Source organism: Paenibacillus macerans, assembly GCF_050565405.1.
Taxonomy (GTDB): Bacteria; Bacillota; Bacilli; order Paenibacillales; family Paenibacillaceae; genus Fontibacillus; species Fontibacillus macerans_B.
In genome coordinates, this window is the sequence record NZ_JBNYYG010000018.1 from 72,147 (window position 1) to 96,050 (window position 23,904).

26 protein-coding genes are annotated in these 23,904 nt (G+C 56.0%); 21 read left to right on the plus strand and 5 right to left on the minus strand.

The window, feature by feature from the left end:
* Window positions 1-78: 78 nt before the first annotated feature.
* The 6 genes from ACQ4N8_RS13270 (at window position 79) to ACQ4N8_RS13295 (ending at window position 2,353) form a co-directional block, all read left to right on the plus strand.
* Entirely contained in the window at window positions 79-303 is a 225-nt protein-coding gene (locus ACQ4N8_RS13270; RefSeq protein WP_009225122.1) for a helix-turn-helix domain-containing protein, read from the plus strand.
* A 162-nt stretch (window positions 304-465) separates the two neighbouring features.
* On the plus strand, window positions 466-882 hold the full coding sequence (locus ACQ4N8_RS13275; RefSeq protein WP_430704850.1) for a DUF4118 domain-containing protein: 417 nt from the start codon (window positions 466-468) through the stop codon (window positions 880-882).
* An 82-nt stretch (window positions 883-964) separates the two neighbouring features.
* The gene (locus ACQ4N8_RS13280; RefSeq protein WP_430704875.1) at window positions 965-1,222 is read left to right on the plus strand and encodes a hypothetical protein; all 258 of its coding nucleotides are present in this window, start codon (window positions 965-967) and stop codon (window positions 1,220-1,222) included.
* A complete protein-coding gene (locus ACQ4N8_RS13285; RefSeq protein ID WP_430704874.1) occupies window positions 1,164-1,454 on the plus strand; it encodes a helix-turn-helix domain-containing protein in 291 nt (96 codons plus the stop codon). The genes ACQ4N8_RS13280 and ACQ4N8_RS13285 overlap by 59 nt, the downstream gene beginning before the upstream one ends.
* Complete coding sequence (locus tag ACQ4N8_RS13290; RefSeq protein ID WP_430704851.1) at window positions 1,451-1,861, plus strand: hypothetical protein; 411 nt, start codon at window positions 1,451-1,453, stop codon at window positions 1,859-1,861. The genes ACQ4N8_RS13285 and ACQ4N8_RS13290 overlap by 4 nt, the downstream gene beginning before the upstream one ends.
* A 24-nt stretch (window positions 1,862-1,885) precedes the next feature.
* Entirely contained in the window at window positions 1,886-2,353 is a 468-nt protein-coding gene (locus ACQ4N8_RS13295; protein ID WP_430704852.1) for an SRPBCC family protein, read from the plus strand.
* A gap of 233 nt (window positions 2,354-2,586) precedes the next feature.
* Here ACQ4N8_RS13295 and ACQ4N8_RS13300 read toward each other — a convergent pair whose 3' ends face one another.
* From ACQ4N8_RS13300 to ACQ4N8_RS13310, 3 genes are all read right to left on the minus strand, one after another.
* Window positions 2,587-3,864 carry an MFS transporter gene (locus ACQ4N8_RS13300; RefSeq protein WP_430704853.1) on the minus strand — a complete coding sequence of 426 codons (1,278 nt, stop codon included), beginning with the start codon at window positions 3,862-3,864 and terminating at the stop codon, window positions 2,587-2,589.
* Between the two features lie 42 nt (window positions 3,865-3,906).
* Window positions 3,907-4,827 (minus strand): ArsR/SmtB family transcription factor, encoded by a 921-nt coding sequence (locus tag ACQ4N8_RS13305; RefSeq protein WP_430704854.1) that lies wholly within the window; start codon window positions 4,825-4,827, stop codon window positions 3,907-3,909.
* Window positions 4,828-5,001: 174 nt separating this feature from the next.
* On the minus strand, window positions 5,002-6,357 hold the full coding sequence (locus ACQ4N8_RS13310; RefSeq protein ID WP_430704855.1) for a dipeptidase: 1,356 nt from the start codon (window positions 6,355-6,357) through the stop codon (window positions 5,002-5,004).
* A 239-nt stretch (window positions 6,358-6,596) separates the two neighbouring features.
* Here ACQ4N8_RS13310 and ACQ4N8_RS13315 point away from each other — a divergent pair, with 239 nt between their 5' ends.
* From ACQ4N8_RS13315 to ACQ4N8_RS13360, 10 genes are all read left to right on the plus strand, one after another.
* Window positions 6,597-7,766 (plus strand): peptidyl-prolyl cis-trans isomerase, encoded by a 1,170-nt coding sequence (locus ACQ4N8_RS13315; RefSeq protein WP_430704856.1) that lies wholly within the window; start codon window positions 6,597-6,599, stop codon window positions 7,764-7,766.
* A gap of 291 nt (window positions 7,767-8,057) precedes the next feature.
* A complete protein-coding gene (locus tag ACQ4N8_RS13320) occupies window positions 8,058-8,753 on the plus strand; it encodes an N-acetylmannosamine-6-phosphate 2-epimerase (protein WP_430704857.1) in 696 nt (231 codons plus the stop codon).
* A 122-nt stretch (window positions 8,754-8,875) separates the two neighbouring features.
* On the plus strand, window positions 8,876-10,207 hold the full coding sequence (locus ACQ4N8_RS13325; RefSeq protein ID WP_430704858.1) for an ABC transporter substrate-binding protein: 1,332 nt from the start codon (window positions 8,876-8,878) through the stop codon (window positions 10,205-10,207).
* A gap of 71 nt (window positions 10,208-10,278) precedes the next feature.
* Window positions 10,279-11,199: a carbohydrate ABC transporter permease gene (locus tag ACQ4N8_RS13330; protein ID WP_430704859.1), complete on the plus strand. Its 921-nt coding sequence runs from the start codon at window positions 10,279-10,281 to the stop codon at window positions 11,197-11,199.
* Between the two features lie 10 nt (window positions 11,200-11,209).
* Entirely contained in the window at window positions 11,210-12,043 is an 834-nt protein-coding gene (locus ACQ4N8_RS13335) for a carbohydrate ABC transporter permease (RefSeq protein WP_430704860.1), read from the plus strand.
* Window positions 12,044-12,110: 67 nt separating this feature from the next.
* Window positions 12,111-13,721, plus strand: a complete 1,611-nt coding sequence (locus tag ACQ4N8_RS13340; protein ID WP_430704861.1) for a DUF4127 family protein — start codon at window positions 12,111-12,113, stop codon at window positions 13,719-13,721.
* The gene (locus tag ACQ4N8_RS13345; protein WP_430704862.1) at window positions 13,718-14,668 is read left to right on the plus strand and encodes an ROK family protein; all 951 of its coding nucleotides are present in this window, start codon (window positions 13,718-13,720) and stop codon (window positions 14,666-14,668) included. The genes ACQ4N8_RS13340 and ACQ4N8_RS13345 overlap by 4 nt, the downstream gene beginning before the upstream one ends.
* Window positions 14,669-14,817: 149 nt before the next feature.
* Window positions 14,818-15,675, plus strand: coding sequence for a MurR/RpiR family transcriptional regulator (locus ACQ4N8_RS13350; RefSeq protein ID WP_430704863.1), 858 nt, complete (start codon window positions 14,818-14,820; stop codon window positions 15,673-15,675).
* Window positions 15,676-15,862: 187 nt separating this feature from the next.
* On the plus strand, window positions 15,863-16,621 hold the full coding sequence (locus tag ACQ4N8_RS13355) for a class I SAM-dependent methyltransferase (RefSeq protein WP_430704864.1): 759 nt from the start codon (window positions 15,863-15,865) through the stop codon (window positions 16,619-16,621).
* Window positions 16,618-17,619: an MBL fold metallo-hydrolase gene (locus ACQ4N8_RS13360; protein WP_430704865.1), complete on the plus strand. Its 1,002-nt coding sequence runs from the start codon at window positions 16,618-16,620 to the stop codon at window positions 17,617-17,619. Before ACQ4N8_RS13355 ends, ACQ4N8_RS13360 begins: the two co-directional genes overlap by 4 nt.
* Window positions 17,620-17,724: 105 nt before the next feature.
* On the opposite strand, the gene ACQ4N8_RS13365 is transcribed toward ACQ4N8_RS13360, so the two are convergent.
* On the minus strand, window positions 17,725-18,291 hold the full coding sequence (locus ACQ4N8_RS13365; protein WP_430704866.1) for a phosphatidylglycerophosphatase A family protein: 567 nt from the start codon (window positions 18,289-18,291) through the stop codon (window positions 17,725-17,727).
* 148 nt (window positions 18,292-18,439) lie between these two features.
* On the opposite strand from ACQ4N8_RS13365, the gene ACQ4N8_RS13370 reads away from it, so the two are divergent.
* The 3 genes from ACQ4N8_RS13370 (at window position 18,440) to ACQ4N8_RS13380 (ending at window position 21,049) form a co-directional block, all read left to right on the plus strand.
* The gene (locus ACQ4N8_RS13370; protein ID WP_430704867.1) at window positions 18,440-19,501 is read left to right on the plus strand and encodes a GerMN domain-containing protein; all 1,062 of its coding nucleotides are present in this window, start codon (window positions 18,440-18,442) and stop codon (window positions 19,499-19,501) included.
* Window positions 19,502-19,655: 154 nt separating this feature from the next.
* On the plus strand, window positions 19,656-20,417 hold the full coding sequence (gene rph, locus ACQ4N8_RS13375; protein ID WP_430704868.1) for a ribonuclease PH: 762 nt from the start codon (window positions 19,656-19,658) through the stop codon (window positions 20,415-20,417).
* A 2-nt stretch (window positions 20,418-20,419) separates the two neighbouring features.
* Complete coding sequence (locus ACQ4N8_RS13380) at window positions 20,420-21,049, plus strand: XTP/dITP diphosphatase (RefSeq protein WP_430704869.1); 630 nt, start codon at window positions 20,420-20,422, stop codon at window positions 21,047-21,049.
* 65 nt (window positions 21,050-21,114) lie between these two features.
* On the opposite strand, the gene asnB is transcribed toward ACQ4N8_RS13380, so the two are convergent.
* Window positions 21,115-22,959, minus strand: coding sequence for an asparagine synthase (glutamine-hydrolyzing) (gene asnB, locus ACQ4N8_RS13385; RefSeq protein ID WP_430704870.1), 1,845 nt, complete (start codon window positions 22,957-22,959; stop codon window positions 21,115-21,117).
* Between the two features lie 149 nt (window positions 22,960-23,108).
* Between asnB and ACQ4N8_RS13390 the strand changes: the two genes are divergently transcribed.
* Both ACQ4N8_RS13390 and ACQ4N8_RS13395 read left to right on the plus strand, forming a co-directional pair.
* On the plus strand, window positions 23,109-23,423 hold the full coding sequence (locus tag ACQ4N8_RS13390) for a hypothetical protein (RefSeq protein WP_430704871.1): 315 nt from the start codon (window positions 23,109-23,111) through the stop codon (window positions 23,421-23,423).
* Window positions 23,424-23,459: 36 nt separating this feature from the next.
* Window positions 23,460-23,807: a hypothetical protein gene (locus ACQ4N8_RS13395; protein WP_430704872.1), complete on the plus strand. Its 348-nt coding sequence runs from the start codon at window positions 23,460-23,462 to the stop codon at window positions 23,805-23,807.
* Window positions 23,808-23,904: the final 97 nt, after the last annotated feature.

Here is a 23,904-nt window from a genome sequence, read left to right on the forward strand (position 1 = left end):
GTTCTTTCATAAGATGTGTTGACTGTATCCCTTAACCTTGTTAAACCACAAAACCCGAGCAAGGAGGGGTGACGCATTTTGAAGAGCAGCGATCGTAACAGCAAATTTCTGTTAACTCATCGTGAACGTGAGGTCTTTGAACTTCTCGTGCAGGATAAAACGACGCGCGACATTGCCGGGCAGCTGTTTATCAGCGAAAAAACCGTTCGCAACCATATTTCGAATGTTATGCAGAAATTGAACGTCAAAGGTCGGGCGCAGGCGGTTGTCGAGCTGATCAAGCTTGGGGAGCTGAAAATCTGACGGCTATCCGAGGTCGATGGAGAGCCGTAAGCCTTCTTTTTCATCCCGTTCGCGGGAGGGAGAGGAGGTTTTTTTGTTTCTATTTCCCGCAAGCCAAGCTTTCGTTCCATCGTTTCCTCAGGATCCGAAAAATGAGGTATGATAAAGAACGGGTGAATAACTATGAAATTACGACGCGCGGCGGATGCCGCCGGGCTTGCGCCCGATACGGAATGGACGAGGAAGAAACCGGCGGCCGCCAATTGGGCGGCGACGGTCGGCATGATCGCTTTGGCGACGCTGCTTTCGCTCGGCTTCCGGTCGATCGGGATGCCTGAATCAAACTATATCATGGCCTATATCCTGGGCGTATTGCTGGTGGCCAGACTGACGGACGGGTATATTTACGGGATGGCGGCTTCGGTCATTGGCGTCTTGGCGTTCAATTTCTTTTTTACCGAACCTTATTACTCGCTCGTGGCTTACAGGGACGATTATCCGGTGACCTTTGCCGTGATGCTGGCCGTCGCTGTCATGACCAGCGCCTTGACGACCCGGGCGAAGCGGGAGGCCGAAAACTCCGCGTTGCGCACGACTTGAGGACTCCGTTGGCCGGCATCCTGGGTCGGCAGCTGCGCTGCTCAACCATGACGATGCGCTTGACCAGGCGGAAAAAGAGAAATTGTTGCAGGGCATTTACGAGGATACAAGCTGGCTTATCCATTCGATCGAAAATATCCTGAGCATGACGCGGATGGACGAAGGAAAAATATCGATCAACAAAAGTATGGAAGCGGTGGAGGAAGTCGTCGGGGAAGCGATATCCCGGGTGGAGAAACTTCGCGCGGACCATGGGATTCGCGTCCGCATTTGCGGAACGGATGTTTCAGCGGCGCACCGGCTTAAGCATCTCCCAATACATTTCCTTGGTTCGCATTGAAAAAAGCAAGGAACTGCTGATGGATTCCGGCTACTCGGTTTGCGAGGTCAGCGCCCGGGTAAGGTATGCAAGCGTCAGTACCTTTTCGCGTACGTTTAAGCAGTACGTCGGCGTCCAACCGAATCTGTTCCGTAAAATGTACCGGGAGCTGCAGAGCGGAATCGTCGTTACGGCTTCCCCCCGCTTCGCTTCGCCTGAGGAAACCGCGGGCAAAGCTGCCTTTCGGGCATGATCACGGCCGACAGATCCGTCAAAGGACTGATCCTGATCGGCTTGTTTCCCGAACCGGTACCTAAGGGGGCTCCAGTGAGCTGCACGCTGCTGCGGGAGACGGGACCGTTTACGCTGAACGGAGCCGCCGACGGTCATTACTACGCGTTTGCTCTCGTGCTCGAGCTTCCTTTGGTTTCGGTGCAGTACTTCGCCAATACCCATGGCCTTCGCGGCCGGGCACATTTGCCCGTCCTCGTTCAGCGGGGGACGGCCTCCGCGCCGATTGCAATCCACCTTCGTCCCCCACTGATTACGGACCCGCCGATTTCCGTCTCCCCGGTCTACCTGCTGCAAAATTTCATGGGGAAACTTCTCTCAAGAGAGCAATCCAGGATAAAAAAACAGGACGAGGTTCGGATACAATAAGAGAAAAATGGGGAGGTGCTTTGCATGACTACGCCGATCGTAAAAGAAATCGAAATTGACGCCGAGCTTGAACTCGTCTGGAAAGCCTGGATCGACGAGCAACGGATTACGCTATGGTTTGCGCCTGCGGCAAAGGTTGAACCCGAGATTGGCGGGAGATTCGAACTGTTTTTCGATCCGTCGAACAAAGATCGCATGGGCACGAAAGGCTGCACGATACTCGAACTAGAGGAACCGTGCCTGCTCGTTTTCGAGTGGAAAGGGCCGGACGATTTCGAAACGGTCATGAATCGTGGGGATGAATTGACTGTGGTGCGCGTCGAGTTTGCGCCGGAGGGGCAAGGAACGAAAATCCGGCTGGTTCATTCCGGTTGGGGATCCTCGCCTGCCTGGTCCGAGGCCAAAGAATGGCATGAAGCCGCTTGGGATCAGGTGCTGGGTAGCCTCAAAAGCGAGATGGAGTCCGGGGAAGGCGTCTTGTGCTGCAAATAGGCCGAAGGGAAGGCGCGTAGCCCAAAGTAAGGTCTCCAGATTTTAACGGACCGAGGGAGAGTGTCGATTTATTGTGGCTAGCTTTGGACTCGAGGCCATAAAGCAGATATTGTACGATTTTTCGTCCAAAATCCCTGCATTGGTGGCGGACGCCAGTACGGCATGCGGATCGGAATACAGCTTTGAACTTGAACGCCGTCAGGCGTTTTTTTGTTTCTGGTGAAACCAGTCATCTAGCCGTCCGCGGGAACATTGCTTTCGCCCACCCTGATCGAATGCGTTGAATGGACCCTGGTCTGCAGGTCGTCCAAATCCCCGTTCAGCGCCTTCAAGCCGGGAAGTAACCATGCGGCGCAAGAGGTTAGGACGGGGAGCAGGCCGGCAGCCAGCATCATGGTTTGTAAGCCGTAGCGCTGGGCAACCGCACCGCCGACAAAAGCCCCTACGGGATACAGAGCGCCGCCGATCAGAAAACGGTTCGCATTCACTCGCCCCTGCAGGTGGCCGGGAACGAGCCGGCCATGCAATGAAGAGCTCAGCGAGCTGAAGAAGGGACCGGCCGCACCGGCGGCAAACAGTACTACCAGGGCAATCGGGAAGCTCTGCACCAGTCCGAGGATGGCGTTGAAGAGACCCATTGCAACCAAACTGCAAAGCATCACCGTCCGCCGCCATTTGATCTCCCCAATCAGGGAAATGACGGCGAGTCCCGCCAAAGTACCCAAAGCCGTAGCGGTCGTCAAGCTGCCCATGGCGGCGGCATCAAGGCGGAGTACCTCGCGGACATACGGGACCATCATCGTCCAAATGGCCGCCGAGCTCATGTTGCTGATCGAAACCATTCCCATGATGGCAAGCAATGCCGGGAATTGCCGATAGAAGTCAAACCCTTCGGCAATTTCCCTAATATATGAGGCAAACGAGACGGCTGACGGAGCTTGTGCGGCAGGTTCGACCTTTGGCAGAAACAGCAGCGTGACGATGCCCGCCGTATAACAAACGGCATTTATTCCTAATGCCGTCAGTGTTCCCACGGCGGCAATCACCGCGCCTGCGAGCGCCGGACCAATCAGGGCGGCCGCATTCCGGCAGCCGTCGATAACGGCAAAAGCGCGCATGAGTTTGCGGCTGTCGGCAACTTCCGGAACGAGGGCCATTGCCGTGGGCATAAACAGGGCTGCGCAGGAACCGCTAAGCCCTGCCGCTAGGAACAAATGCCAGAGCTGGAGTTGGCCTGTAAGAGCGGCAACCAAGGGCAGCAAGATGGCGATCAGGCGCGTAGCCGCGAGGCCGGCCATCAGGCGGCCTCGCGGCAGTCGGTCGGACAACGGGGAACCGAGAAGACGGAGCGCCAGCTCCGGAATGCCGGAGCTAAGGGCGAGCGCGCCCATCGCCAATTTGGACCCGGTGATCTCATACACCAGCCACTCCATGGCAAGCAAGCCGAAAGCATCGCCAAAGCCGCTTAAGGCAATCGTTGACAGCAGTCCGTAATAACTGCGCTTTTTCACGAGATGTCATCCCCTTGATTCATTTCTTGCTAGACAGAACAATCAGCTATTGATATAAGCGCCGATATGGAGCGGGAAATCATCCAGAGCCTCGCGGCGCAGGCTGTATTCCACGGATTTGTACTGGATGCTCTTGGCATGGTAATGAACGATGACCAGTCCCGCCGCCCGCAGCGCGATTAGATGGTAATGAATCGTGCTCTTGGATAACGCGATCTCGCGCACGATTTCGGTAAAGGTCATCTGCTTCTGCGCCAGCAGGTGCAAAATGCGCAGCCGCGTCTCATCCGACAGCGCCCGCGTTAGCCGAAGGAGGCCGGGAGCAGGGTAGCCCTGTGCCGGAGGAAAGATGTCGCAGGAGTAATGGGTGAATCCGATGTTATCATAGAGGCTTGAGGTGACCAGCGGACGGAAATGGTATTGGGGGATGAGAATGACACGCTGCAGGGTATCATTGGGATGCAGCCTCATTCCTCCCGTCGCCTGCTCGTAGACCTCCATGCCGTTCGTTTCGTTCACTCGCGACTTCATTGATAGGGCTTCTTGCTGCAGTCCTTCGATAATAGCCGGATCGATGCGGCTGAAATAACGCAAATCCCATTCCCGCAAAACTTCCGAAGCCAAATTTCGCAGCTCCGGGAGATTGGATGGGACCGATTGACCACAAATGGCGGAAATTTCGAACAACTGGCCCGTCGATAATCCGTTGAACCAATCCAGAAAGCCGGCGACCGTTCGGGTACCGGAGCAGCTCCAAATGTAGGGGGAGAGGCTAAAGTCCTCCAACGTTTTGGCCGTTTCCCGCATCTTATTTAGCGTCACGGGCGCAAACAGGTCTTGAACCTCCCGCACCCAGAGCTTTCCGGCATCGATGGCGCCATGGTTTTGTTTGTTGAAAAAAGCAGTCAAGCTGGTCACGCACTCATATATTGGGGCAAATTCCACATCAACCTTATAATCCATCGCCGCTACACGATTCCTTTCTATGTTCAGGTTAAAAACGAACAATGCCGTGTGTTCTATAAACATAGAACCAGACTTGTGTTCTATAATAATCGAATCGAATGAATTTCGCAATAGAAGCCAAACAAAAAAAGCCGTCCGAACTCGGACGGCTTTTCGTTATTGTGATCCAGCTTACAGCGATTTCAGGTACTCGACGATCGTCAGCAGGCCCTTATCGAAATTTTCCAAATTGAAGTGCTCGTTCGGCGCATGCAGGTTTTCGTCCGGAAGCCCGAAGCCCATCATGACGGCCGGAGCCGACAGGACTCGGGACAAGGTTTCGACGATCGGGATCGATCCGCCGTCCTTGGTAAAGAGCGCACGCGTGCCGTACACAGCTTCGTATGCGTCCGCCGCTTTTTGCAGCATCGGATTCTCCGGATCAATCGTAAACGCCCGGGCTTTCTCGGTCGCTTTTACCTTCAAGGTTGCGCCAGGCTGCACATGCTCCTGCAGATGGCGCTCGATGCGGTCGATCGTCGCCTGCGGATCCTGGTCGCCGACCAAGCGGCAGGTGATTTTGGCGTGGGCTTCCTTCGGCAGCACGGTTTTGGTGCCTTCTCCTTGGAAACCGCCGTACACCCCATTCAGCTCCAGCGTCGGCCGGGCGCCGGTCCGCTCCACGAAGGAGTAGCCTTCCTCGCCGAACAACGCGTCCAGGCCCAAATCGCGTTTGAGCTTCTCTTCATCGAACTGCTGCTTGGCGAACTCTTCCCGCACGAGCGGGGTGAGCTCATGAACGCCTTCATAGAACCCTTCCACCGTGACCCGGCCCTGCTCGTCGTGAAGAGAGGCCAGCAGCGCGACGAGCGCATGGAGCGCGTTAGGCACGCCGCCGCCGAACGTTCCCGAATGCAAATCGGTGTTTGCGGTAAATATGGATACTTCCATGGCGCACAAGCCGCGAAGACCGATGCAGATCGCCGGTTTGCCCGGAGCCATCAGCGCGGTATCGGAAATCAGGATGACGTCGGCCGCCAGCTTCTCCTGATTGTTCTCCAGGAAGGAAGGTAAATTCGGGCTGGTGACCTCCTCTTCCCCTTCGATGCAAAACTTGATATTGATAGGCAGCTCTTTCTCCTGCCGCAAAATCGCTTCGATTGCCTTGATATGCATAAATACCTGGCCTTTGTCGTCCGTTGCGCCGCGGGCATACAGCTTGCCGTTCCGGATCGTGGGTTCAAAAGGCGGCGTCTCCCACAGCGCCAGCGGGTCCACCGGCTGAACGTCATAATGGCCATAGACCAATACGGTCGGTTTGCCCGGGGCATGGAGATGTTCTCCGTACACAACGGGATGCCCGGCGGTCGGGTGGATCTCCACGCCTTCCATGCCGGCGCTGCGAAGGGATTCGGCGATCCATTCGGCGGCTTTCAGCACGTCTCTTTTGTGCTCGGACAAGGCGGAAATGCTGGGGATGCGGAGCAGCTCTTCGAGCTCCTTCAAATGTTGTTCGCGGTGATTCGTAAAGTAAGATTGATAATCCATCGTCGCTATCGTTCCTCCCGAACTAGATTTACCAGTATATTCTACACCTTTTTTGCCCAGAACACGAATGACGGACCCCATAATTTGGGCGGGGTCTCCACGGATCCTTAAAGTTATCTTAAAAAAGGCCGGCGTTTTTTTATGATTATTTAAGGTATGTCCGATATAATTCTGGTAAAGTCAAGAAAGCACGATTTTCAAAAAAATGAGGGTTGTTAGAGGAAGGGAGTCGCAAGTGAATGGAAGATAAGGACAAGAGCAAGCTGGATTTAGCCGGAGGAGAAGCGGAATCTCAGGCCAAGGAAGGCGACCAGCCGGAAGGACAGGCCGCTCCGGAGGCGCAAGACGGGCTTGGATCCCCGGAGTTCGACAAGGATTACGATCCGTCTTCCGAGGCGGAATTTACCGCACCTGACGAAGAGAACGAAGCCTTGCCTGCATCCGAATACGAATCCGCGCCGATCATGGTTTCTCAGGGCTTCGCCGATCAGGCGGATCCGGTCCGGCCGGCCAAGTCGAGTAAATTATGGCCGATCGTATCGCTGATCTTGGCCGTATTGCTCATTATTGTATTGATCAAACCGCCGTTTGCCACGCAAAAGGCGGAAGCCGTCGCTACGGTGAACGGGGTGGAAATCACCAAGGACCGTCTCTTTGACGAATTGGCCGCCAGCGGCGGAGAACAGGCGCTCACGAATTTGATTAACCAGGAGTTGGTGAATCAGGAGGCGCAAAAGCAGAATATTACGGTAACGGACGCCGACATCGATGCGGAAATCGAAAGCTATAAAAAGCAATTCGGTTCGGAGGATGCGCTGAACCAAGCGCTGGTGCAGTACGGTATGACTATGGACGATTTGCGCAAGCAGGTCGTGATGGAACTGAAGCTGACCAAGATTCTTCAACCGCAAGTCAAAGTTACCGACGAGCAGATCAAGGAAACGTTCGAGACGAACAAAGAATCCTTTAATACGCCGGAGCAGGTGCGCGCTTCCGTGATTTTGGTGGCGACCGAGCAAGAGGCGAAGGATATCATCAAGCAGTTGAACGAAGGCGCGGACTTCGCCGAATTGGCGAAGAGCAAGTCGCTGGACACCGCAACGAAGGAGCAAGGCGGAGACACCGATTTCTTTGCCCGCGGGGAAAGAGAAGAAGCGGTTGAAGAAGCGGCCTTTAAACTGGCAAAGGATGAAGTCAGCGGTGCCGTAAAAACCGGCGAAGGGTATCAGGTCATTAAAGTGACCGACCGCAAGGAAGCCCATGAAGCTACGCTGGAAGAGAAGAAGGAAGAGATTCGCAAAGGCCTTACGTCCCAGCAAGTCGCGAGCCTGTCGGGAACTTGGCTGGAGGAGATGCGCAGCAAATCGAAGATCACCAATACGCTCACGGATGAAGCCGCAGCCAATTAAGATCGGCGCGGTGCGACCGCAGTACCGCCGGGGAATAGCCTCCGGCGGTTTTCTTTTAACCGGCCCTTTTGCTCTTGATCATTCAGGGCAATGTGAATTTTGGTTTACAAACGAAACATCGGACTCTATAATAGAGAAAAAAGCCGTTATTTTTTTAAAAAATGGAGATAATATTCTTTTTTCTAAGCGTTCCGAAAAATAGCGAAATATTTTTTTAATTGAAAATGGAGAAAATATTCTTCTTTAAACTAAATAAAGGAGAATCAAACCAATAAACGGAGGTTATATCCTATGTCCCATCCCATCATCGATTCCTTCAAAGGCGGTTTGATTGTCTCGTGCCAAGCTCTTGAAGGGGAACCGTTCTTCGGCAGCGACTATATGGCCCGGTTCGCGGTATCCGCCGAAATGGGGTTAGCGGTCGGAATCCGTGCCAACACGCCGCCCGATATCGCTGCGATCAAACGAGCGACCAAACTTCCCCTGATCGGATTGTGGAAACGGGATTATGCCGGTTCAAGCGTGTATATTACCCCTACCCTGAAGGAGGCTGAGGGCGTGATCGCCGCCGGAGCGGATATCGTGGCGATGGATGCCACAGAGCGCGATCGGCCCGACGGACTTCAGTTGGCCGAGCTGGTCTGCGAGTTAAAAAAAGGCCCGCCCGTTCTCCTGATGGCTGACATCTCAACCGTCGACGAAGGGCTTGCAGCGGAGCAGCTTGGCTTCGATTTGATCTCGACGACGTTATCGGGCTATACACCGTATAGTCCGCAGCGGCATGAACCCGATTTTCAGTTGATCGCCGATCTGTCGCGCCGGGTCAAGATCCCCGTGCTGGCAGAAGGCAGGGTTCATAGCCCGGAACAGGCGCAGCGCTGCTTACGGGAGGGAGCCTACGCCGTTGTCATCGGCGGGGCCATAACGAGGCCCCAACAAATCGCCCGCCAATATGCCGACGCCTTATCCCAATTCCAATACAACTGAGTTTTTACGTGACTCCAACCGGCCAGGGTACCCGGCAAGACTTTGAGAGGGGGGATGAACCGCTTCGATTCAGGAATCAAGGTTTTTATCAAACGATGGAATTCCAAAAAAGGAGGGTTACTATGAAAAGCAAAAAATTACTGTCGGTTATGTTGTTGTCGATGCTGTTGTCAGTGGCCGTATTATCGGGGTGTTCCGGAGGCAATGAAGGAGCGCAGTCCACCGGGGACGGCGAAAACGGAGCGGGCGCTCAAAAGCAAGTCACGATCACCATTTGGGACAACTATGGAGCGACGACGCCGATCAAACCCTTGATTCCCAAATTTGAAGAGGAATTCCCGGGCATCAAAGTAGATTTTCAGGAGCAGCCGTGGGATAACTTCTGGGATAAAATGGCCGCGGCGGCTTCGGGCGGAGAAACCCCGGATATCGCGACTTCCGGACTGATGTGGAACCCGAAATATACGGTGTTTGGATTGTTTGCGGATCTCAATCCGCTTTCCGGCGGCAAAGTGAACGGGAAGAACATCAAGGACGTATATAGCGAAGGTATGATCCAAGCGGCGACGACCGAGCAGGGATTGTTCGGCATTCCTTACGATTTCGACTCCTATTCGCTGTATTATCGCAGCGATTTGCTTGAAGAAGCCGGGGTAAGCGCGCCGCCTGCGAACTGGGACGAGCTCGTCGAGGTCGGCAAAAAATTGACCAAGGACTTGGACGGAGACGGCAAAACGGATCAATACGCTTTTCTGGTCATGCCGGACTGGTATCACTACGAGCCGTTCCTTTACGCAAACGGCGGCAAAGTACTTACGGACGACAACAAGCAAGCGGCGTTCAATAGTCCGGAAGGAGTGGAAGCCCTGCAATTTTACGCCGACTTGGTCAACAAGCATAAAATCGGCGTCAACTGGACGCCGGACCGCGGCAGCTACGTCGCCGGACTTAAGGACGGCACGATCGCGATGTTCCAGGACGGACCTTACGTCATGGGATTGATCAAAAACAGCAATCCGGAGCAGGAAGGCAAGTGGAAAATCACTGACGCTCTCAGCAACAAACAATACGGAACGCATATCGGCGGGACTTATCTCAGCATTTTCGAAAAATCCGAGCACAAAGAAGAAGCCTGGAAATTCATCGAATTTCTGAGCCGGGAAGAGAACGCGATCCAGGTGTACCAAACTTCGGGGGCGGCACCGGGGTACTTGCCGGCCCTGGATTCGGAAGAAGTCAATTCGCCGGACCCGTTCTTCGGCAACGAGGTGCCGATGGAAGTGTTCAAAAAAGCGGTGGAGAACGGAAAACCGAATCCGATCGTCAGCTCTTGGCAGGAGATCAGCCAGGCGATATCGGATGCCGTGGCAAAAGCGGTTATGAACGAGGCCACTCCGCAAGACGCTTTGGACGAGGCCGCCGAACGGGTGAACCAAATCTTGGCGCAGGAATAAAAGGAAACGTCAATTGAATCGTGGGGCGGGTATGCAATGATGCCCGCCCTTATCTGAAAGGATGGGTCGTAATGAGCGTACAACTGGCGGCCAAGCCGGAGCGAAACCGGCGTCCCGGATTTACAAGGCTCATCAAAGAGATCGGGAAGAGCAAAGAAGCCTACCTATTCGTGCTTATTCCCGTAGTCCTGCTGATCGTTTTCAGCCTGATCCCGATGGTGTACGGGTTTTTGATGAGCTTCACGAACTGGAACGGGCTGCAAAGCGCCAAATATGTCGGTATCGATAACTACGCGGCGATTTTGCGCAACAAGGACTTTCATCTCGCTTTGGCCAATACGGTTAAGTTTGCCGTGGTCAGTCTGGCGGGAGGCATGGGCGTGGCGTTGATCCTGGCGCTCGCCATCGACCGGCTGACCCGGTTTCAAAGCTTTTTCAAGGTTTCCTATTTTATCCCCGTCATTACGCCGATGGTCGTCGTCGCCCTCGTTTGGACGCTGATCTACAACGAAAAGGGCTTGTTGAATTTTCTCCTGGGCGAGCTGGGCTTCGAACCGGTCGGTTGGCTGACCGACAAGCGAATCGCCATGTATTCCATTATCGGCACCAGCATCTGGCAGGGTATGGGCTTCTCGATGATCGTATTTCTGGCGGCTTTGCAGAAAATCCCCGAGCACTTATACGAAGCGGCCAAAATCGATGGCGCCGGCGGCTTTAAGTCTTTTGTCCACGTCACCTTTCCCGGCTTGAAGGATACGTTTGCCTTTCTGTTGATTTACGGGGTCATCGGCGCTTTTAACGTGTTTGACCAAATTTACGTGATGACCAACGGCGGTCCCGTCAAATCCACGGAAACGATCGTGTTTCAGATTTTCTCCAACTTCAGGTACCTGAAATTGGGGTACACTTCGGCCTTGTCTTATATCTTTCTGATCATGTTGTTAATCATCTCGTTGATCCAGTTCAAGCTGATTTACAAGAAAGAAGAATGAGGTAACCGCCATGGGAGAATTCCGAAAAAAGAAATTACGGCTGTTTTTCGTATACCTGTTCCTCAGCGGGGGCCTTGTACTGAATCTCGCTCCGCTGGCGTGGATGCTCTCCACGTCGTTCAAGCCGGGCAGCGAAGTGTTCCGTTTCCCGCCGAAATGGATCCCTGATTCGCTCGACCTGGCCAATTACGAGAAGGTGTTCACCATGATACCTTTCGGACGTTACTATGCGAACAGCATTGGGGTGGCTCTTTTGATCACGGCCATTACCGTCCTGCTATGCACCATGGCGGGTTATGCCTTCGCGAAATTGAGGTTTCCGGGCAGGAACGCATTATTCATGTTGTTCCTAGTCACGCTCATGATACCGTTCCAGGCGACCATGATCCCGCTGTTTCGGATGGTTTCGGGCTTCGGCTGGATCGATACGTATCAGGGATTGATCCTGCCGCAGATTTCAACCGCCTTCGGCATTTTTTTGATTCGCCAGTTCATGTTGTCCATGCCGGACGCCGTGATCGAGGCGGCAACGATCGACGGGAGCTCGCAGCTCCACACCTTCCGGAAAATCGTCGTTCCCATGAACCGCGGCGCGATGGCCACGCTGGCCATATTCACGTTCAATACCGCCTGGAACAATTTGCTGTGGCCCTTGCTGGTAACGAATAGCGACCGGATGCGGACGCTTCCGGTGGGGATGGCTTTATTCAGGACTTCCAGGGATATCGATTGGACGGCGATCATGGCCGGCTCGGTCATGTCGCTCATTCCGATGATCGTCTTGTTCCTGCTGATGCAAAAGCAATTTATCCGGGGGATCACCGCTGGAGCAGTCAAAGAATAAGCTTCATTTCCGAACCCGCGATGATATTCATACATCCAATATTCAGCTTGAAGGTTGGTGTTCTGTGATGACGACAAAAGTAGTGTATTTGCCATTGGACGAAAGACCGTGCAACCTGCTGTATCCGCAGCAATTGGCGGCTATGACCGATATCGGGTTGGCGGTTCCTCCATCGGAACTGCTCGGCGACAAAAAACGTCGTGCGGATCTGGCGGGATTGGGCGATTGGCTGATAGAGCAGTGCAGGGACGCTGACGTGCTGATCGCCTCGCTTGATATGCTCGTGCACGGCGGCATCGTCCCCTCCCGACTGCATCATGATACCGCGGAGATTTGCGGGGACCGGCTGAAACTGCTGAACTTCGTGAAGGCAAACCGACCGCAGATGAACATTTATGCGTTCAATTTGATCACCCGGGTTCCCGCCTATTCGAGCAGCGAGGAAGAGCCGGAGTATTACGATCGGTTCGGCCGGGAAATTTTCGAGCTTGGCTGGTTGTCCGACAAGCGGAATACGGACTCGTTAAGCGCCGAAGAGCAACGTCGCCTGGACGAAGTCCTCGCGGTAATCCCGGAGGAGGTGCAACGCGACTACCGCACCCGGCGCAGCGTGAACTCGGCCGTCAACGAGGCTGCCATGGATTTGGCGGAGTCGGGGATCATCGATTATTTGATCATCCCGCTCGACGACAATGCCCAATACGGTTTCAGCGCCATGGAACAAAGGAAGCTGGCCGTGCGGGCCGAGTCGGCCGGATTGACGGAACGGGTGGCGATTTATCCGGGGGCGGACGAAATCGGCTGCACGTTGTTTGCCCGCGTGTTTTGCGCATTGAAGCAACATTCGCCCGCCCTGTACTTTAGGTATTCCTCTACCCAAGGACCGCTGTGTATTCCGAAGTACGAGGATCGCAGTCTGAACGAAAGCATCAAGGCCCATCTCACGGCGGCCGGAGCCTTCATGGCCGATGCCTCGGGGGAGGCGGACGCGATTCTGATGGTTCATTCCCCGCCCGTTTCCCAAGCGGCGATGGCGGAAACCGACACGGCGCTTCAAGACAGGAACCGCGCTTATTTTTCCGAAGTCAACACGCGCGAATTCGCCCAGGCCATGAAGCATTACCTGGATCGCGGACGCCTCGTTATGCTGGCGGATGTAGCCTTGTGCAACGGCGGAGACGATTTGCTCATGAAACAGCTGCATCGCCTTGGCTTGCTCGAACGGCTGCAGGGCTACGCCGCGTGGAATACTTCGGGGAATTCGCTGGGGACCGTCATTGCCCATGCCGTGATCGCTTCCTATTACCGGGCCGGGAGGGGAGAAGCGGAGGAAACGGCCGAGGCGGAGCTTGGTTTGCGCCGGTTTCGTCTGGCCAGCAGGCATTTTTACGTATCCAGGCTGATCGAGGATTGGGGCTATCAGGCGCTGGTTCGCCGGCAGGTTTGCGTGGAGGATCTTCCGGGGTTGGGCGCAAGTTATTTCGAACTCTCTCACGTCGGGGTCCAGGTATGCCGGATCATCGGCGAGAAGCTGAACCGGTTTGCTGCCGCGTATCTGTGCGATCAGGCGGCAGCGGGTTTGAAGATCAGCGGCGTCACTCTGCCGTGGCGCCGGATGTTCGAAGTGGGGTTTGAGTTGGACCTCGAACCCGGGCCTAGGGAGGATGAATGCAGATGAACGGAACTAACGCAGGAGGCGAGGTGGCGATCGGCCTCGATCTCGGAGGGACCAATATCAAGGCCGGCATCGTGAACGGCGCGGGCGAGATGCTTCGCCGCTGGAGTCTTCCTACGCAACCTCATCAAGGCGGCGAAGCACTGCTGCAACGGGTTGGCGGTGTGATCAAGACGCTGGAGGGCGAGGCCATGGCCCAAGGTTGGCGAGTGCGTGGCGCCGGCATCGGCTCCGCGGGCCAAGTCGACAGCGTCAACGGCGTGGTTAAGGGAGCAACGGCCAATTTGCCGGGCTGGGCGGGCATGAAGCTGGGCAGCCGCCTGGCTTCGCTGACCGGTCTTCCCGTTTCGGTCGATAACGATGCCAACGCCATGGCCTTCGGCGAAGCCTGGGTCGGGGCCGGCCGGCGGTGGCGGGACTTTGTTTGCGTCACGCTGGGAACCGGCGTAGGCGGGTGTCTCGTGATCAACCGGCGGCCCTACCGGGGCCTTAACGGATATGCGGGAGAAATCGGCCATCATGTCATCGTAGACGGCGGACGGCCATGCAATTGCGGCAGGTCGGGCTGCTTCGAACAATATGCCTCCGTGACGGCGCTTATGGGCATGGTTCGTGATTTGAGGGGCGAGGCGGACGGACTAAACTTGCCGGAAAACGTATTTGCCGCCGCCGGGAAAGGGCAGGAGCCGGCACTGGGAATCATCGGCGAATACGCCCGGAATATCGCGGTCGGACTAGCCAATCTGGTCCATCTTTTTGATCCGGAGGGTATCGTCATCGGAGGGGCGGTTACAAAGCAGGGAGAGCTTTTGCTGAACCCCGTCCGGCGCGAATTGGCCGGATTTTTACTTCCCGTTTACGGTGAATCGCCTAATGTCGAAATCGTAGCGGCCCGGCTTGGCGATGACGGAGGGGTCATCGGGGCCGCCGCCGGATTCTTCGAAACTTGAATAAACCGGAGCTTCGTGATGAGAATAGCGAATGGATTTGCCATTTTTCGGGGTTTATGTATAACTTATTATAGAACATCACATGTCAAGGAAACCGCGTGTTACGGCGAAGCCGGTCAAGGACCGGGCCTGAAAGGGGAATTTGCTTGTTGAACGAACAAGGGATGGGAAAAACGCTGCTGTCGATCCGCAGCCATTTCGGCGGATTGACGAAAACGGAACAGAAAGTGGCTCATTTTATATTGGAGAATGCCCAAGACGTGATTTATTATTCGGTCACGGAACTGGCGGAACGCGCCGACGTGGGAGAAACGACCGTTCTCCGGCTTTGCCGGAAGCTGAAATTCCACGGATTTCAGGATTTTAAGCTTTCGCTCGCGCAGGATTTGGTCAAGCCCTCCGATCGCCTGTATCATGAAGTGACGGAAGAGGATGACGCCTCGACGTTGAACCGGAAGATCATTTCAATGCACATCGAGACGTTGGAGCAAACCTCGGAGCTGGTGAATGCCGAGCAATTGGAGAAAGCCATTTTCCTGCTGCATCAGGCGAACAACATCCACTTCTTCGGCGTGGGTTCCTCGGGCTTGACGGCCCAGCAAGCCGCGCACAGCTTCTCCAGGATCGGCAAGCACAGTTCGGCCAGAACCGATACCCATTTCCAGGCGATGATGGCATCCCTGATGGGGAAAGGCGACGTAGCCGTCGGTATTTCTATTTCCGGCAGCACGAAGGATACGATCGACAACCTGAACCTGGCCAAAAGAGCCGGCGCCCAAATCATCGTGATCACCAGCAATGCAAGATCGCCGATCACCAAGTTGGCGGATATCGTGCTGCTGATGGTGGGTCGGGAAAACCCGCTCCAGGGCAGTTCCTTGTCGGCCAAAATTTCTCAGCTGGCCATAATCGATATTTTGAACGTAGGCGTCTCGCTGAGAATCAAGGACGAGGCTTTAAAATATCGGGAAATGACGGCAAAAGCCATCACGGAAAAGCTGTATTGACGGGGGAAAGATGGATCAGCCGGGGGCGGGAAGTCCACGGCTTTTTTCTTTGCGCCCCATCCCGCTCAACCCTTCAGGCCGCCGTTCACACAGGTTATGTTTGGAGTTTCCAGGGAGCAGGCGGTACAATGTGAATATTGCGAGAGAAACGTGATTTTGCGTTGGGGTTGGATAGGAGGCGGAATGAATGTCGGAATGGTATGAGCGCAGTTTCGGAGAGGATTATCTGCTGGTATATAAGCATCGCGACGCGCAGGGGGCCCGGCATGAGGTGAAGCGAATGATCGGCTGGCTTGGCCTTCCTCCGGGGGCCATGGTGCTGGATTTGTGCTGCGGCATGGGGCGCCACGCCATGGTTATGGCCGAAGCCGGTTATGCGGTCACCGGGGTAGATTTGTCGGAAGTGCTGCTCCGCGAAGCGATACGCCGCGATCCCGAGGGCCGGGTCGCTTGGCATCAGGCCGATATGCGGGAACTGCCGCTTGAAGGCGGTTTCGATGGGGTGGTGAATCTGTTCAGCTCGTTCGGGTACTTCAAGAGGGACGAGGAGCATGTCCAAGTACTGAGGGAGGTGGCCCGAATGCTGAAGCCGGAGGGCCGGTTTATTCTGGATTTTTTGAACCCGGCCTATACGGCGGCGCATCTGGTTCCCTATTCGGAACGGATGGACGAAGGCCAGCGGATTATCGAGCGGCGCCGGATCGAGGACGGTTACGTGTTCAAGGATATTGAAATCACGGGGATCGGCGAATCGGGAAGCGGTCAGGGGCAAGACGGCGAGCCGAGGCGTTATCTGGAACGGATCAAGCTGTATTCGCTGGAGGATTTCCAGAGGATGCTGCTGCTGGCGGGGCTCGTTCTGAAAAAAGTCCACGGGGATTACGACGAGGACGATTACTATCCCGAAACGTCGCGGCGCATGATCCTGGTGGGGGCGCGCCGATGACATTACTGCCGGAAATCCAGCTATGGGAAAAAGAACTCATCGCCCGTGTCCCCATATCCATGGCTCCCCCGCTGCGCCGGGTCAACAGCTACGTGCTGCGGGGCGAGGAAGGGATTACGATCGTCGACCCGGGTCCGCGGACGAAGGAGACCGAGGCCGAATGGCAGGCTGCTTGGCGCGAGCTCGGGATTTCGCCCCGCGAGATCGCCCAAATCGTCCTGACCCATCACCATCCCGACCATTATGGCCTGGCGGGTTATCTGCAATCGTTGACCGGGGCCCCGGTGCTGATGTCTTCGCGGGCGTTTGCGGAGACCAAGCTGATGTGGGGGGAGGACGGCCGGATGAACGAGGCGCTGCCTGGCTTGTTCCGGCAGCACGGGATGCCGGAGTCCTGGTGTGCCCGGCTGCCGGATCATTTAAACGGCTTTGTCGGTCAAGTGACGCCGTCGCCGGAAGTGACTTTCATCGGCGAAGGCGAGTCGGTCACGATGGGCGGACGAGCCTGGGAACCGATCGAAACCGCCGGACATGCTCCGGGCCATCTCTCCTTTTACGATGCGGAACGAAAACTGATGCTTTGCGGAGATGCGGTGCTGCCGCAAATTTCCCCCAACGTCAGCTTCCTGCCGGGCAGCGATCCGCAGCCGCTCCAATCGTTTCTCATCTCGCTCGTCAAGCTTAGCGGTTACGAGGTAGAGCTCGCTTACCCGGGCCACCGGAATCCGTTCGGGTACTTCGGCGAGCGCGTGCGGATGCTGCTGCAGCACCATGAGGAGCGGCTGTCGCGCATCGAAGAACTGCTGCGGGAGCGGCCGCAATGCGGATTCGACGTCTGCGCGTCGCTGTTCGGCACGGAGCTGGGCATCCACCAGATGCGCTTCGCCATGTCGGAGACGCTGGCGCACCTGGTGGAGCTGGTTAGGCGGGGCCGCGCCTATGAGCAGGAGTGCGGGGACCGCGGTACCGTGCTGTACGCGTCGCCCCGCCATCCATGACAATAAGAAGAGCGGCATTTACGCGGGTACCATTTGTTGCAAGCCCATGAGAAAAGACGCCTGGAACCGGTCCAAGCGCCTTTTTTTCTCATGCATAAATTAGTCTTACCGCTCCGCATCGAGCGTTTCCTCACCCTGTTCTTTTTCCCGTTCGGCCTGTTTGCGGTGGGCGATCCGGCTGCTGGCCGAGGCCGCGACCGCGCCGACGATATCGTCGAGGAACGTGTTGCAGGGCCCCAGGGTTTTGTCGTTTAGCTTCTCCAGAATGCCGGGCTTCAGTTTATCGACGTATCCGTAATTGGTAAACCCGATGCTGCCGTATACGTTGACGATCGAAAAAGCCAGAATCTCATCGACCCCGTACAATCCCTCGTCATTGGCGATCATGTCTTGAAGCTCGGGGATCAACAACCCCTGCTCGGCCATAATGTCCAGCTGAATGCCGGTCAACACCGCATTTTGCACCTCGCGTTTGGTCAATACCTGCTCGACGTTATGTATGCACTCTTCCATGGTCAGGTTCGGATAATATTTTTGCTGTAAAAACAACACGAGTTCGGCGATCTGTTCGGTAGTTACGCCGCGTTTATGCAGCCACTCCTTGGTGGCGTCGGCGACTTTTTTGCTGTTCAGGCTGTAAGGCGCCTTCGCTTTCGGTTGGTCCATCCCCATACTCTCTACCCCTCGCTATTTAGTCATGTTGACATGGATATGAAGCAGTTTGTCCAGTTCCCGGAAAAATATAGTTATTTTTCGAAAAAGGGCTCGTATATATAGTAATACAAACCTTAGAAAATTGTTAGGGAGGAACCTGAAGACGATGAAATGGAACCGCCGAATTCGTAACACGGCTGCCGTCAGTGCAATTTCGCTTCCGCTGCTGTTATCAGGCTGCGGGATGTTTGGGGGGAACTCTTCCGCCCAAATCGATCCTCCGCCTGCGGATGTAGAAACCCAGATGCTGGAGGGGGGGGGCTCCGTGAAGCAGACAAGCTTCATGACGGAGGAGGCGCTCTCTACGGTTTATTTGGAGAACGAGTATGGTAAACTGGCTCCGGTCGCCCTGCATTTGCCGGAAGGCGAAGCTTCGATGAAGCTGAACCGGATGCTGGAGCTGCTGGTCCAGGACGGTTCTTATGCCGGTCTGCTGCCGGCCGGATTCAACGGCGTGCTGCCTGCGGGCAGCGAGATTAAAGCCGTCACCGTCAAGAAAGACGAAAAACTGGCCGTCGTGGAATTCAACAAGGCGTTTGCCGGCTACGACGCCGCGGATGAGCGGAAAATCCTCGAAGCCGTCACCTGGACCCTGACCGGAACGCCCGACGTGGAGAAGGTCCAGCTGTGGATGGAAGGCGAAAAGTTGAACGAAATGCCGGTGAACGGCACGCCGCTCGACCGGCCGCTCAGCCGCAGTTTCGGCATTAATCTGGAGCTGAATGCCGAATCCGGTTTGTCGCAAACGAGTCCGGTCATCGTGTACTTCTCGGCCGCCACGCCGGACGGCGTGCAGTATTTCGTGCCGGTAACGCGTTTTGTGCCTGCGGGGAACGATCGGGTCAAAGCGGCACTCGGCGAGCTCTTGAAAGGACCGCAGAAAAACGACGGTCTGGAGCGGGTCGTCACGGATAATACGAAACTGGATAACGTCGAGGTATCCAAGGACGGCATCGTGACCGTGTCGCTTCAGGACGACATGTTCGAAGCCGGCGAGAAGCTGCCGGCCCAAATGATGCAGTCGCTGGTGCTTACGGTGACGGAAAACGCCGATGACAGCAAGGTCCGCATTTGGTTGAACGGGCAGAAGGAAGTCGTGGGCATGGACAACCAAACCTACAGCGAGCCGGTGATGCGGCCGGAAACGATCAACGAAATCCCGCTTTAGCGCTACCGTTCCTTGGCGGACGCCGGAACTGAAATGACGAACGGAACCTTGCTCCGGCAAGGTTCTTTTTTGCCGAATGGAAAGATGCTTTTATGACCACACTTTGGTAGAATAGGAAAAGCAAACTGACAGCAAGAAAACGTAGGAGGCAGTAATGATGAGAAGTAACGGACGTGGGGCGGACGAGCGCCGGCCGATGAATTTGACCGTCAATATCAATAAATATGCAGAGGGTTCCGTCTACATCGAGGTGGGCGATACGAAAGTCATGTGTACGGCGACCGTGGAGGAGAAGGTCCCGATGTTCATGAAGGGCCAGGGCAAAGGCTGGGTGACGGCCGAATATTCGATGCTGCCCCGGGCGACCCAAACGCGCAACCAGCGGGAATCGGCCCGCGGCAAGCTGAGCGGCCGGACGATGGAAATCCAGCGTCTGATCGGCCGTTCGCTGCGTTCGGTCGTCGATTTGCATGCGCTCGGCGAGCGCTCCGTCACGATTGACTGCGATGTGCTGCAGGCGGACGGCGGAACGCGGACGACGTCGATTACCGGCGCGTTCGTGGCAATGGCCCTGGCGATGCATAAAATCGCGCAGAAGCATTCGCTTCCGGTATTTCCGATCACCGATTATCTGGCATCCGTCAGCGTCGGCATCGTCGGACAGGAAACTTTATTGGATTTGAATTATGAAGAAGATTCCAAAGCGAAAGTCGATATGAATGTGGTGATGACGGGAGAAGGCCAGTTCGTAGAGATTCAGGGGACCGGAGAAGAGAATCCGTTCTCCCGCGCCGAATTGGACGGCATGCTGGCGTTGGCCGAGAAAGGGATCCGGGAAATGATCGAGCAGCAGCGCGAGGCGCTGGGCCCGATTGCATTGCATATCCGCAGCGGGCAATCCGGATCGGCGGTTTGAGCATGATCGAAGGTCCTGTCATTGTGGTGGCGACGCGGAACGCGGGTAAGGCGAAGGAGTTCGCCTACGCCTTGGCGCCGCTCGGCAAGCAGGTGCAAAGTTTGGCCGATTACCCGGACGTGCCGGAAGTCGTGGAGGACGGAGAGACGTTTGCCGAGAATGCGCGCAAGAAGGCCAAGACGGTCGGCGATGCGTTGGGGCGGGCCGTGCTGGCCGACGACTCGGGGTTATGCGTCGACCAGCTGGACGGCGCGCCGGGCGTGTATTCGGCGCGTTTTGCCGGCGAGGGCGCTTCCGACGAGGACAACAACGAGAAGCTGCTTGCCGAGTTGGAAAAGCGCCGGCTGGGCGAGGATACGGAGCAGCCGCTGCTCAGCACGGCGCGGTTCGTCTGCCATCTGGCGCTGTACGATCCGGCCGGCGGGCAATTTGTGGAGGCCTCCGGCACGGCCGAGGGCTGGATCACCTCCGTGCCGGCGGGCGGGGGCGGATTCGGATACGATCCGCTGTTCTACTTGCCGGCGTACGAGAAGACGTTCGCCGAGCTGACGCTGGAAGAGAAGCAGGCCGTCAGCCATCGCGGCGCGGCGCTGCGGGCGCTGGCCGAGAAGCTGAGCGGCGCGTTAAAATAATAGCCCTAACAAATAGCCAGGCCGGGGAGCGGTTTGATCCCCGGCCTGGTTCCATCTTTATCCCATTAACGAATTGCGATATTGTATTGGCTTAACCAGAAATTCACCTGCGACAAATAGGCGAACAGCTGAGGTCCCGACATCAGTTGGCCGAACCACGGCAGATTGGAGGACGATTCCTTCGAAGCGGCGATGGCGCGGATTTTATCCGCGTCGATCAACGGCAGGATGGGTGACGCCGGATTATCGAGAATCCCCAGCATTTGATCGCGGACGGCGGTAAGATAGTTCGGATTATGCGTTTTGGGATACGGGCTTTTTTTGCGGTACAGCACGTCTTCGGGCAAGATGCCTTCGAGCGCTTTGCGCAGGATGCCTTTTTCCCGATTGCCGGTTGTTTTGATTTCCCAGGGGATGTTCCAGACGTACTGTACGAGCCGGTGGTCGCAATACGGGACACGGACCTCGAGGCCGGCGGCCATGCTCATGCGGTCCTTGCGGTCGAGCAGCGTCGGCATGAAGCGGGTGATGTTCAGGTACGACATCACGCGCATGCGGGCCCGCTCCCCCGTCTCCCCTTCCAGTTTTGGCGTCTCCCCTACCGCTTCGCTGTACCGATCTGCGATGTACTGCTCCGGTTTGATCCACTCGCGGATTTCCGGGGACAGTAAATCAGCGCGCAGCCCGGTTGCCACCGACCACGGGAACGTCCCGGAATTCAACAGCTCTTCGCGGTGGAACCACGGGTAACCGCCGAACACTTCGTCCGCGGCTTCGCCGGAGATGGCGACCGTCGCCCCCTTTTTGATTTCCCGGCAAAACAGCAGCAGCGAAGCGTCGACATCAGCCATGCCCGGCATGTCGCGGGCGATCGTCGAGTCGGGCAGCGCCGAGGCCAGTTCAGGGGTATCGAAGGTGATCGCATGATGGTTCGTTTGCAGTTCCTCGACCATGCGCTTAATCCACGGGCCGTCCGCGCCGGGCTGATAGCTATGGGCCTGGAAGTGTTTGTCGTTATCGACGTAATCGATCGAATACGTATGCACCTGCCCTTGGCCGGTCCGCTTGTAATAATCGACGGCCAAAGCGGTCAGCGCGCTGGAGTCGAGACCGCCCGACAGCAGGGTGCACACGGGTACGTCGGAGATCAGCTGGCGCTCCATCGTGTCCTGCAGCAGTTTGCGGATGGTGGAGGCCGTTTCTTCAACATTGTCGGTATGCGGCTCGGCTTCCAGCTTCCAGTAGGCGTATTTGCGCAGCCCGCTGCGGCTGTAAATCATCACGTGGCCGGGACGCAGTTCCTTGAGGTCCTTGTACACGCCATGGCCGGGCGTTCGGGCCGGGCCGATGACGAAAATTTCGGCGAGACCTTCGGGGCCAACGATGGGCTCGACCTTCGGATGGCGCAAAATCGACTTCGGCTCGGAGCCGAAGATCAATGTTCCGTCCACCTCGCTGTAAAACAACGGCTTCACGCCTAGGCGATCCCGTGCGAAGAAAACGTGCTCCCTGACGCTGTCCCATACGGCAAACGCAAAAATACCATTAAGCCGGTATACGCAATCCGGCCCCCACTCGATATACGATTGCAGCAGCACCTCCGTATCGCAATTGGTACGAAACGTACGGCCCCTGCGCTGCAGCTCGGCTTTTAGCTCCGGAGCGTTGTAAATTTCCCCGTTATATACAATCGTGAACACCGCATCTTCTTCATGAATGATCATCGGCTGAGCCCCGTTTTCGGGGTCCATGACGCTAAGGCGCCGATGACCGAAGGCACACGGGCCGGAAATCCATGTTCCCTGCGCATCGGGTCCCCGTTTTTCCAAGCAGGATGTCATGGATAATACCAGATCCGATTCCTTGGTCAAGTCCCGGTTCCATTCGATAAAGCCGGTTATTCCGCACATTTTTGCTATCTCCTCTCCGCATTGCTTTACAAGTCCCCGCTTGCCGACCGGGTGAAAAGTATTAACAAATTATGCCGAACAAGGGCATAAAATGTCTGTCCATCATGGAAAACTATGACTTGCAGGTATTAGCGAGAGGAGGTAGTGCCGTGGAAAAGAGGACTTATTACGTTTCCGTCCAAGGGCGTTCTCTGCTGGACGACCCCGGGGCTGCGGCGTACGAATGGGCGGTGGAAGCTACTCGGGAGGAGGCGGATACTCTGAGCCATCTGCTGGAGCAATTGGGGGAGAAGGAGGAAAGCGGCTTTATGGCTTTTACGTATCCTTGGCCGGATACGCCGGAGGACGACGTGAACCGTAGCTACCAAAGCCATCTGAACGCGTTGTACCGGGAAATTTACCGGCTGGGCATGGCGGAAACCCGGGCTCAAATGGAACGCTCCGGTTTTATGGCGAAGCTGTAACAACCTTTGATTCAAACGAAAGGAGCATCATCGGCTATGTACTATATCAAGGACGCTGAATACAGGCGGTTGGATGAGCATCAAGGCCGAGCCTGCGCGGTGATCCAGGTGTATCCGGGCGCGGTGGGCGACCCCGATTTGTTCGCCTATGTGGCTCGCTCCAAGGACGGGAACGGGTACGAAATCATCCGCATGATCCGCAGCGAAGCCGATTTGGAGATCGATTGGTACGACAACAGCATGCATCAGGCATTCGCCGAAGTGGCGGAAGAACGGTTCGGGGATCGGGGCTGGCCGGAGCCGGCCGTCCAACGCAAGGAGTTCCTGCAAAATCTGCTCTCGAACGAGAACGTTGCCGCCAAACTGGAGCAGTTGCCTCACTGATGGAACCGTGTTTTTTCGCAAAAAGCTCTTTGAAAAAACAAAAAGGATGCGCTATAATAATTAACGCATCCTTTTTTCATACCCCTGTGTCCCAGTA

Excerpts from the sequence above, each read along its gene's own strand:
- ACQ4N8_RS13275 (WP_430704850.1), top strand. The coding sequence starts at position 466 with ATGAAATTACGACGCGCGGCGGATGCCGCCGGGCTTGCGCCCGATACG.
- ACQ4N8_RS13285 (WP_430704874.1), top strand. The coding sequence starts at position 1,164 with ATGTTTCAGCGGCGCACCGGCTTAAGCATCTCCCAATACATTTCCTTG.
- ACQ4N8_RS13290 (WP_430704851.1), top strand. The coding sequence starts at position 1,451 with ATGATCACGGCCGACAGATCCGTCAAAGGACTGATCCTGATCGGCTTG.
- ACQ4N8_RS13295 (WP_430704852.1), top strand. The coding sequence starts at position 1,886 with ATGACTACGCCGATCGTAAAAGAAATCGAAATTGACGCCGAGCTTGAA.
- ACQ4N8_RS13305 (WP_430704854.1), bottom strand. The coding sequence starts at position 4,827 with ATGGATTATAAGGTTGATGTGGAATTTGCCCCAATATATGAGTGCGTG.
- ACQ4N8_RS13310 (WP_430704855.1), bottom strand. The coding sequence starts at position 6,357 with ATGGATTATCAATCTTACTTTACGAATCACCGCGAACAACATTTGAAG.
- ACQ4N8_RS13315 (WP_430704856.1), top strand. The coding sequence starts at position 6,597 with ATGGAAGATAAGGACAAGAGCAAGCTGGATTTAGCCGGAGGAGAAGCG.
- ACQ4N8_RS13320 (WP_430704857.1), top strand. The coding sequence starts at position 8,058 with ATGTCCCATCCCATCATCGATTCCTTCAAAGGCGGTTTGATTGTCTCG.
- ACQ4N8_RS13325 (WP_430704858.1), top strand. The coding sequence starts at position 8,876 with ATGAAAAGCAAAAAATTACTGTCGGTTATGTTGTTGTCGATGCTGTTG.
- ACQ4N8_RS13330 (WP_430704859.1), top strand. The coding sequence starts at position 10,279 with ATGAGCGTACAACTGGCGGCCAAGCCGGAGCGAAACCGGCGTCCCGGA.
- ACQ4N8_RS13335 (WP_430704860.1), top strand. The coding sequence starts at position 11,210 with ATGGGAGAATTCCGAAAAAAGAAATTACGGCTGTTTTTCGTATACCTG.
- ACQ4N8_RS13340 (WP_430704861.1), top strand. The coding sequence starts at position 12,111 with ATGACGACAAAAGTAGTGTATTTGCCATTGGACGAAAGACCGTGCAAC.
- ACQ4N8_RS13345 (WP_430704862.1), top strand. The coding sequence starts at position 13,718 with ATGAACGGAACTAACGCAGGAGGCGAGGTGGCGATCGGCCTCGATCTC.
- ACQ4N8_RS13355 (WP_430704864.1), top strand. The coding sequence starts at position 15,863 with ATGTCGGAATGGTATGAGCGCAGTTTCGGAGAGGATTATCTGCTGGTA.
- ACQ4N8_RS13360 (WP_430704865.1), top strand. The coding sequence starts at position 16,618 with ATGACATTACTGCCGGAAATCCAGCTATGGGAAAAAGAACTCATCGCC.
- ACQ4N8_RS13365 (WP_430704866.1), bottom strand. The coding sequence starts at position 18,291 with ATGGGGATGGACCAACCGAAAGCGAAGGCGCCTTACAGCCTGAACAGC.
- ACQ4N8_RS13370 (WP_430704867.1), top strand. The coding sequence starts at position 18,440 with ATGAAATGGAACCGCCGAATTCGTAACACGGCTGCCGTCAGTGCAATT.
- rph (WP_430704868.1), top strand. The coding sequence starts at position 19,656 with ATGATGAGAAGTAACGGACGTGGGGCGGACGAGCGCCGGCCGATGAAT.
- ACQ4N8_RS13380 (WP_430704869.1), top strand. The coding sequence starts at position 20,420 with ATGATCGAAGGTCCTGTCATTGTGGTGGCGACGCGGAACGCGGGTAAG.
- asnB (WP_430704870.1), bottom strand. The coding sequence starts at position 22,959 with ATGTGCGGAATAACCGGCTTTATCGAATGGAACCGGGACTTGACCAAG.
- ACQ4N8_RS13395 (WP_430704872.1), top strand. The coding sequence starts at position 23,460 with ATGTACTATATCAAGGACGCTGAATACAGGCGGTTGGATGAGCATCAA.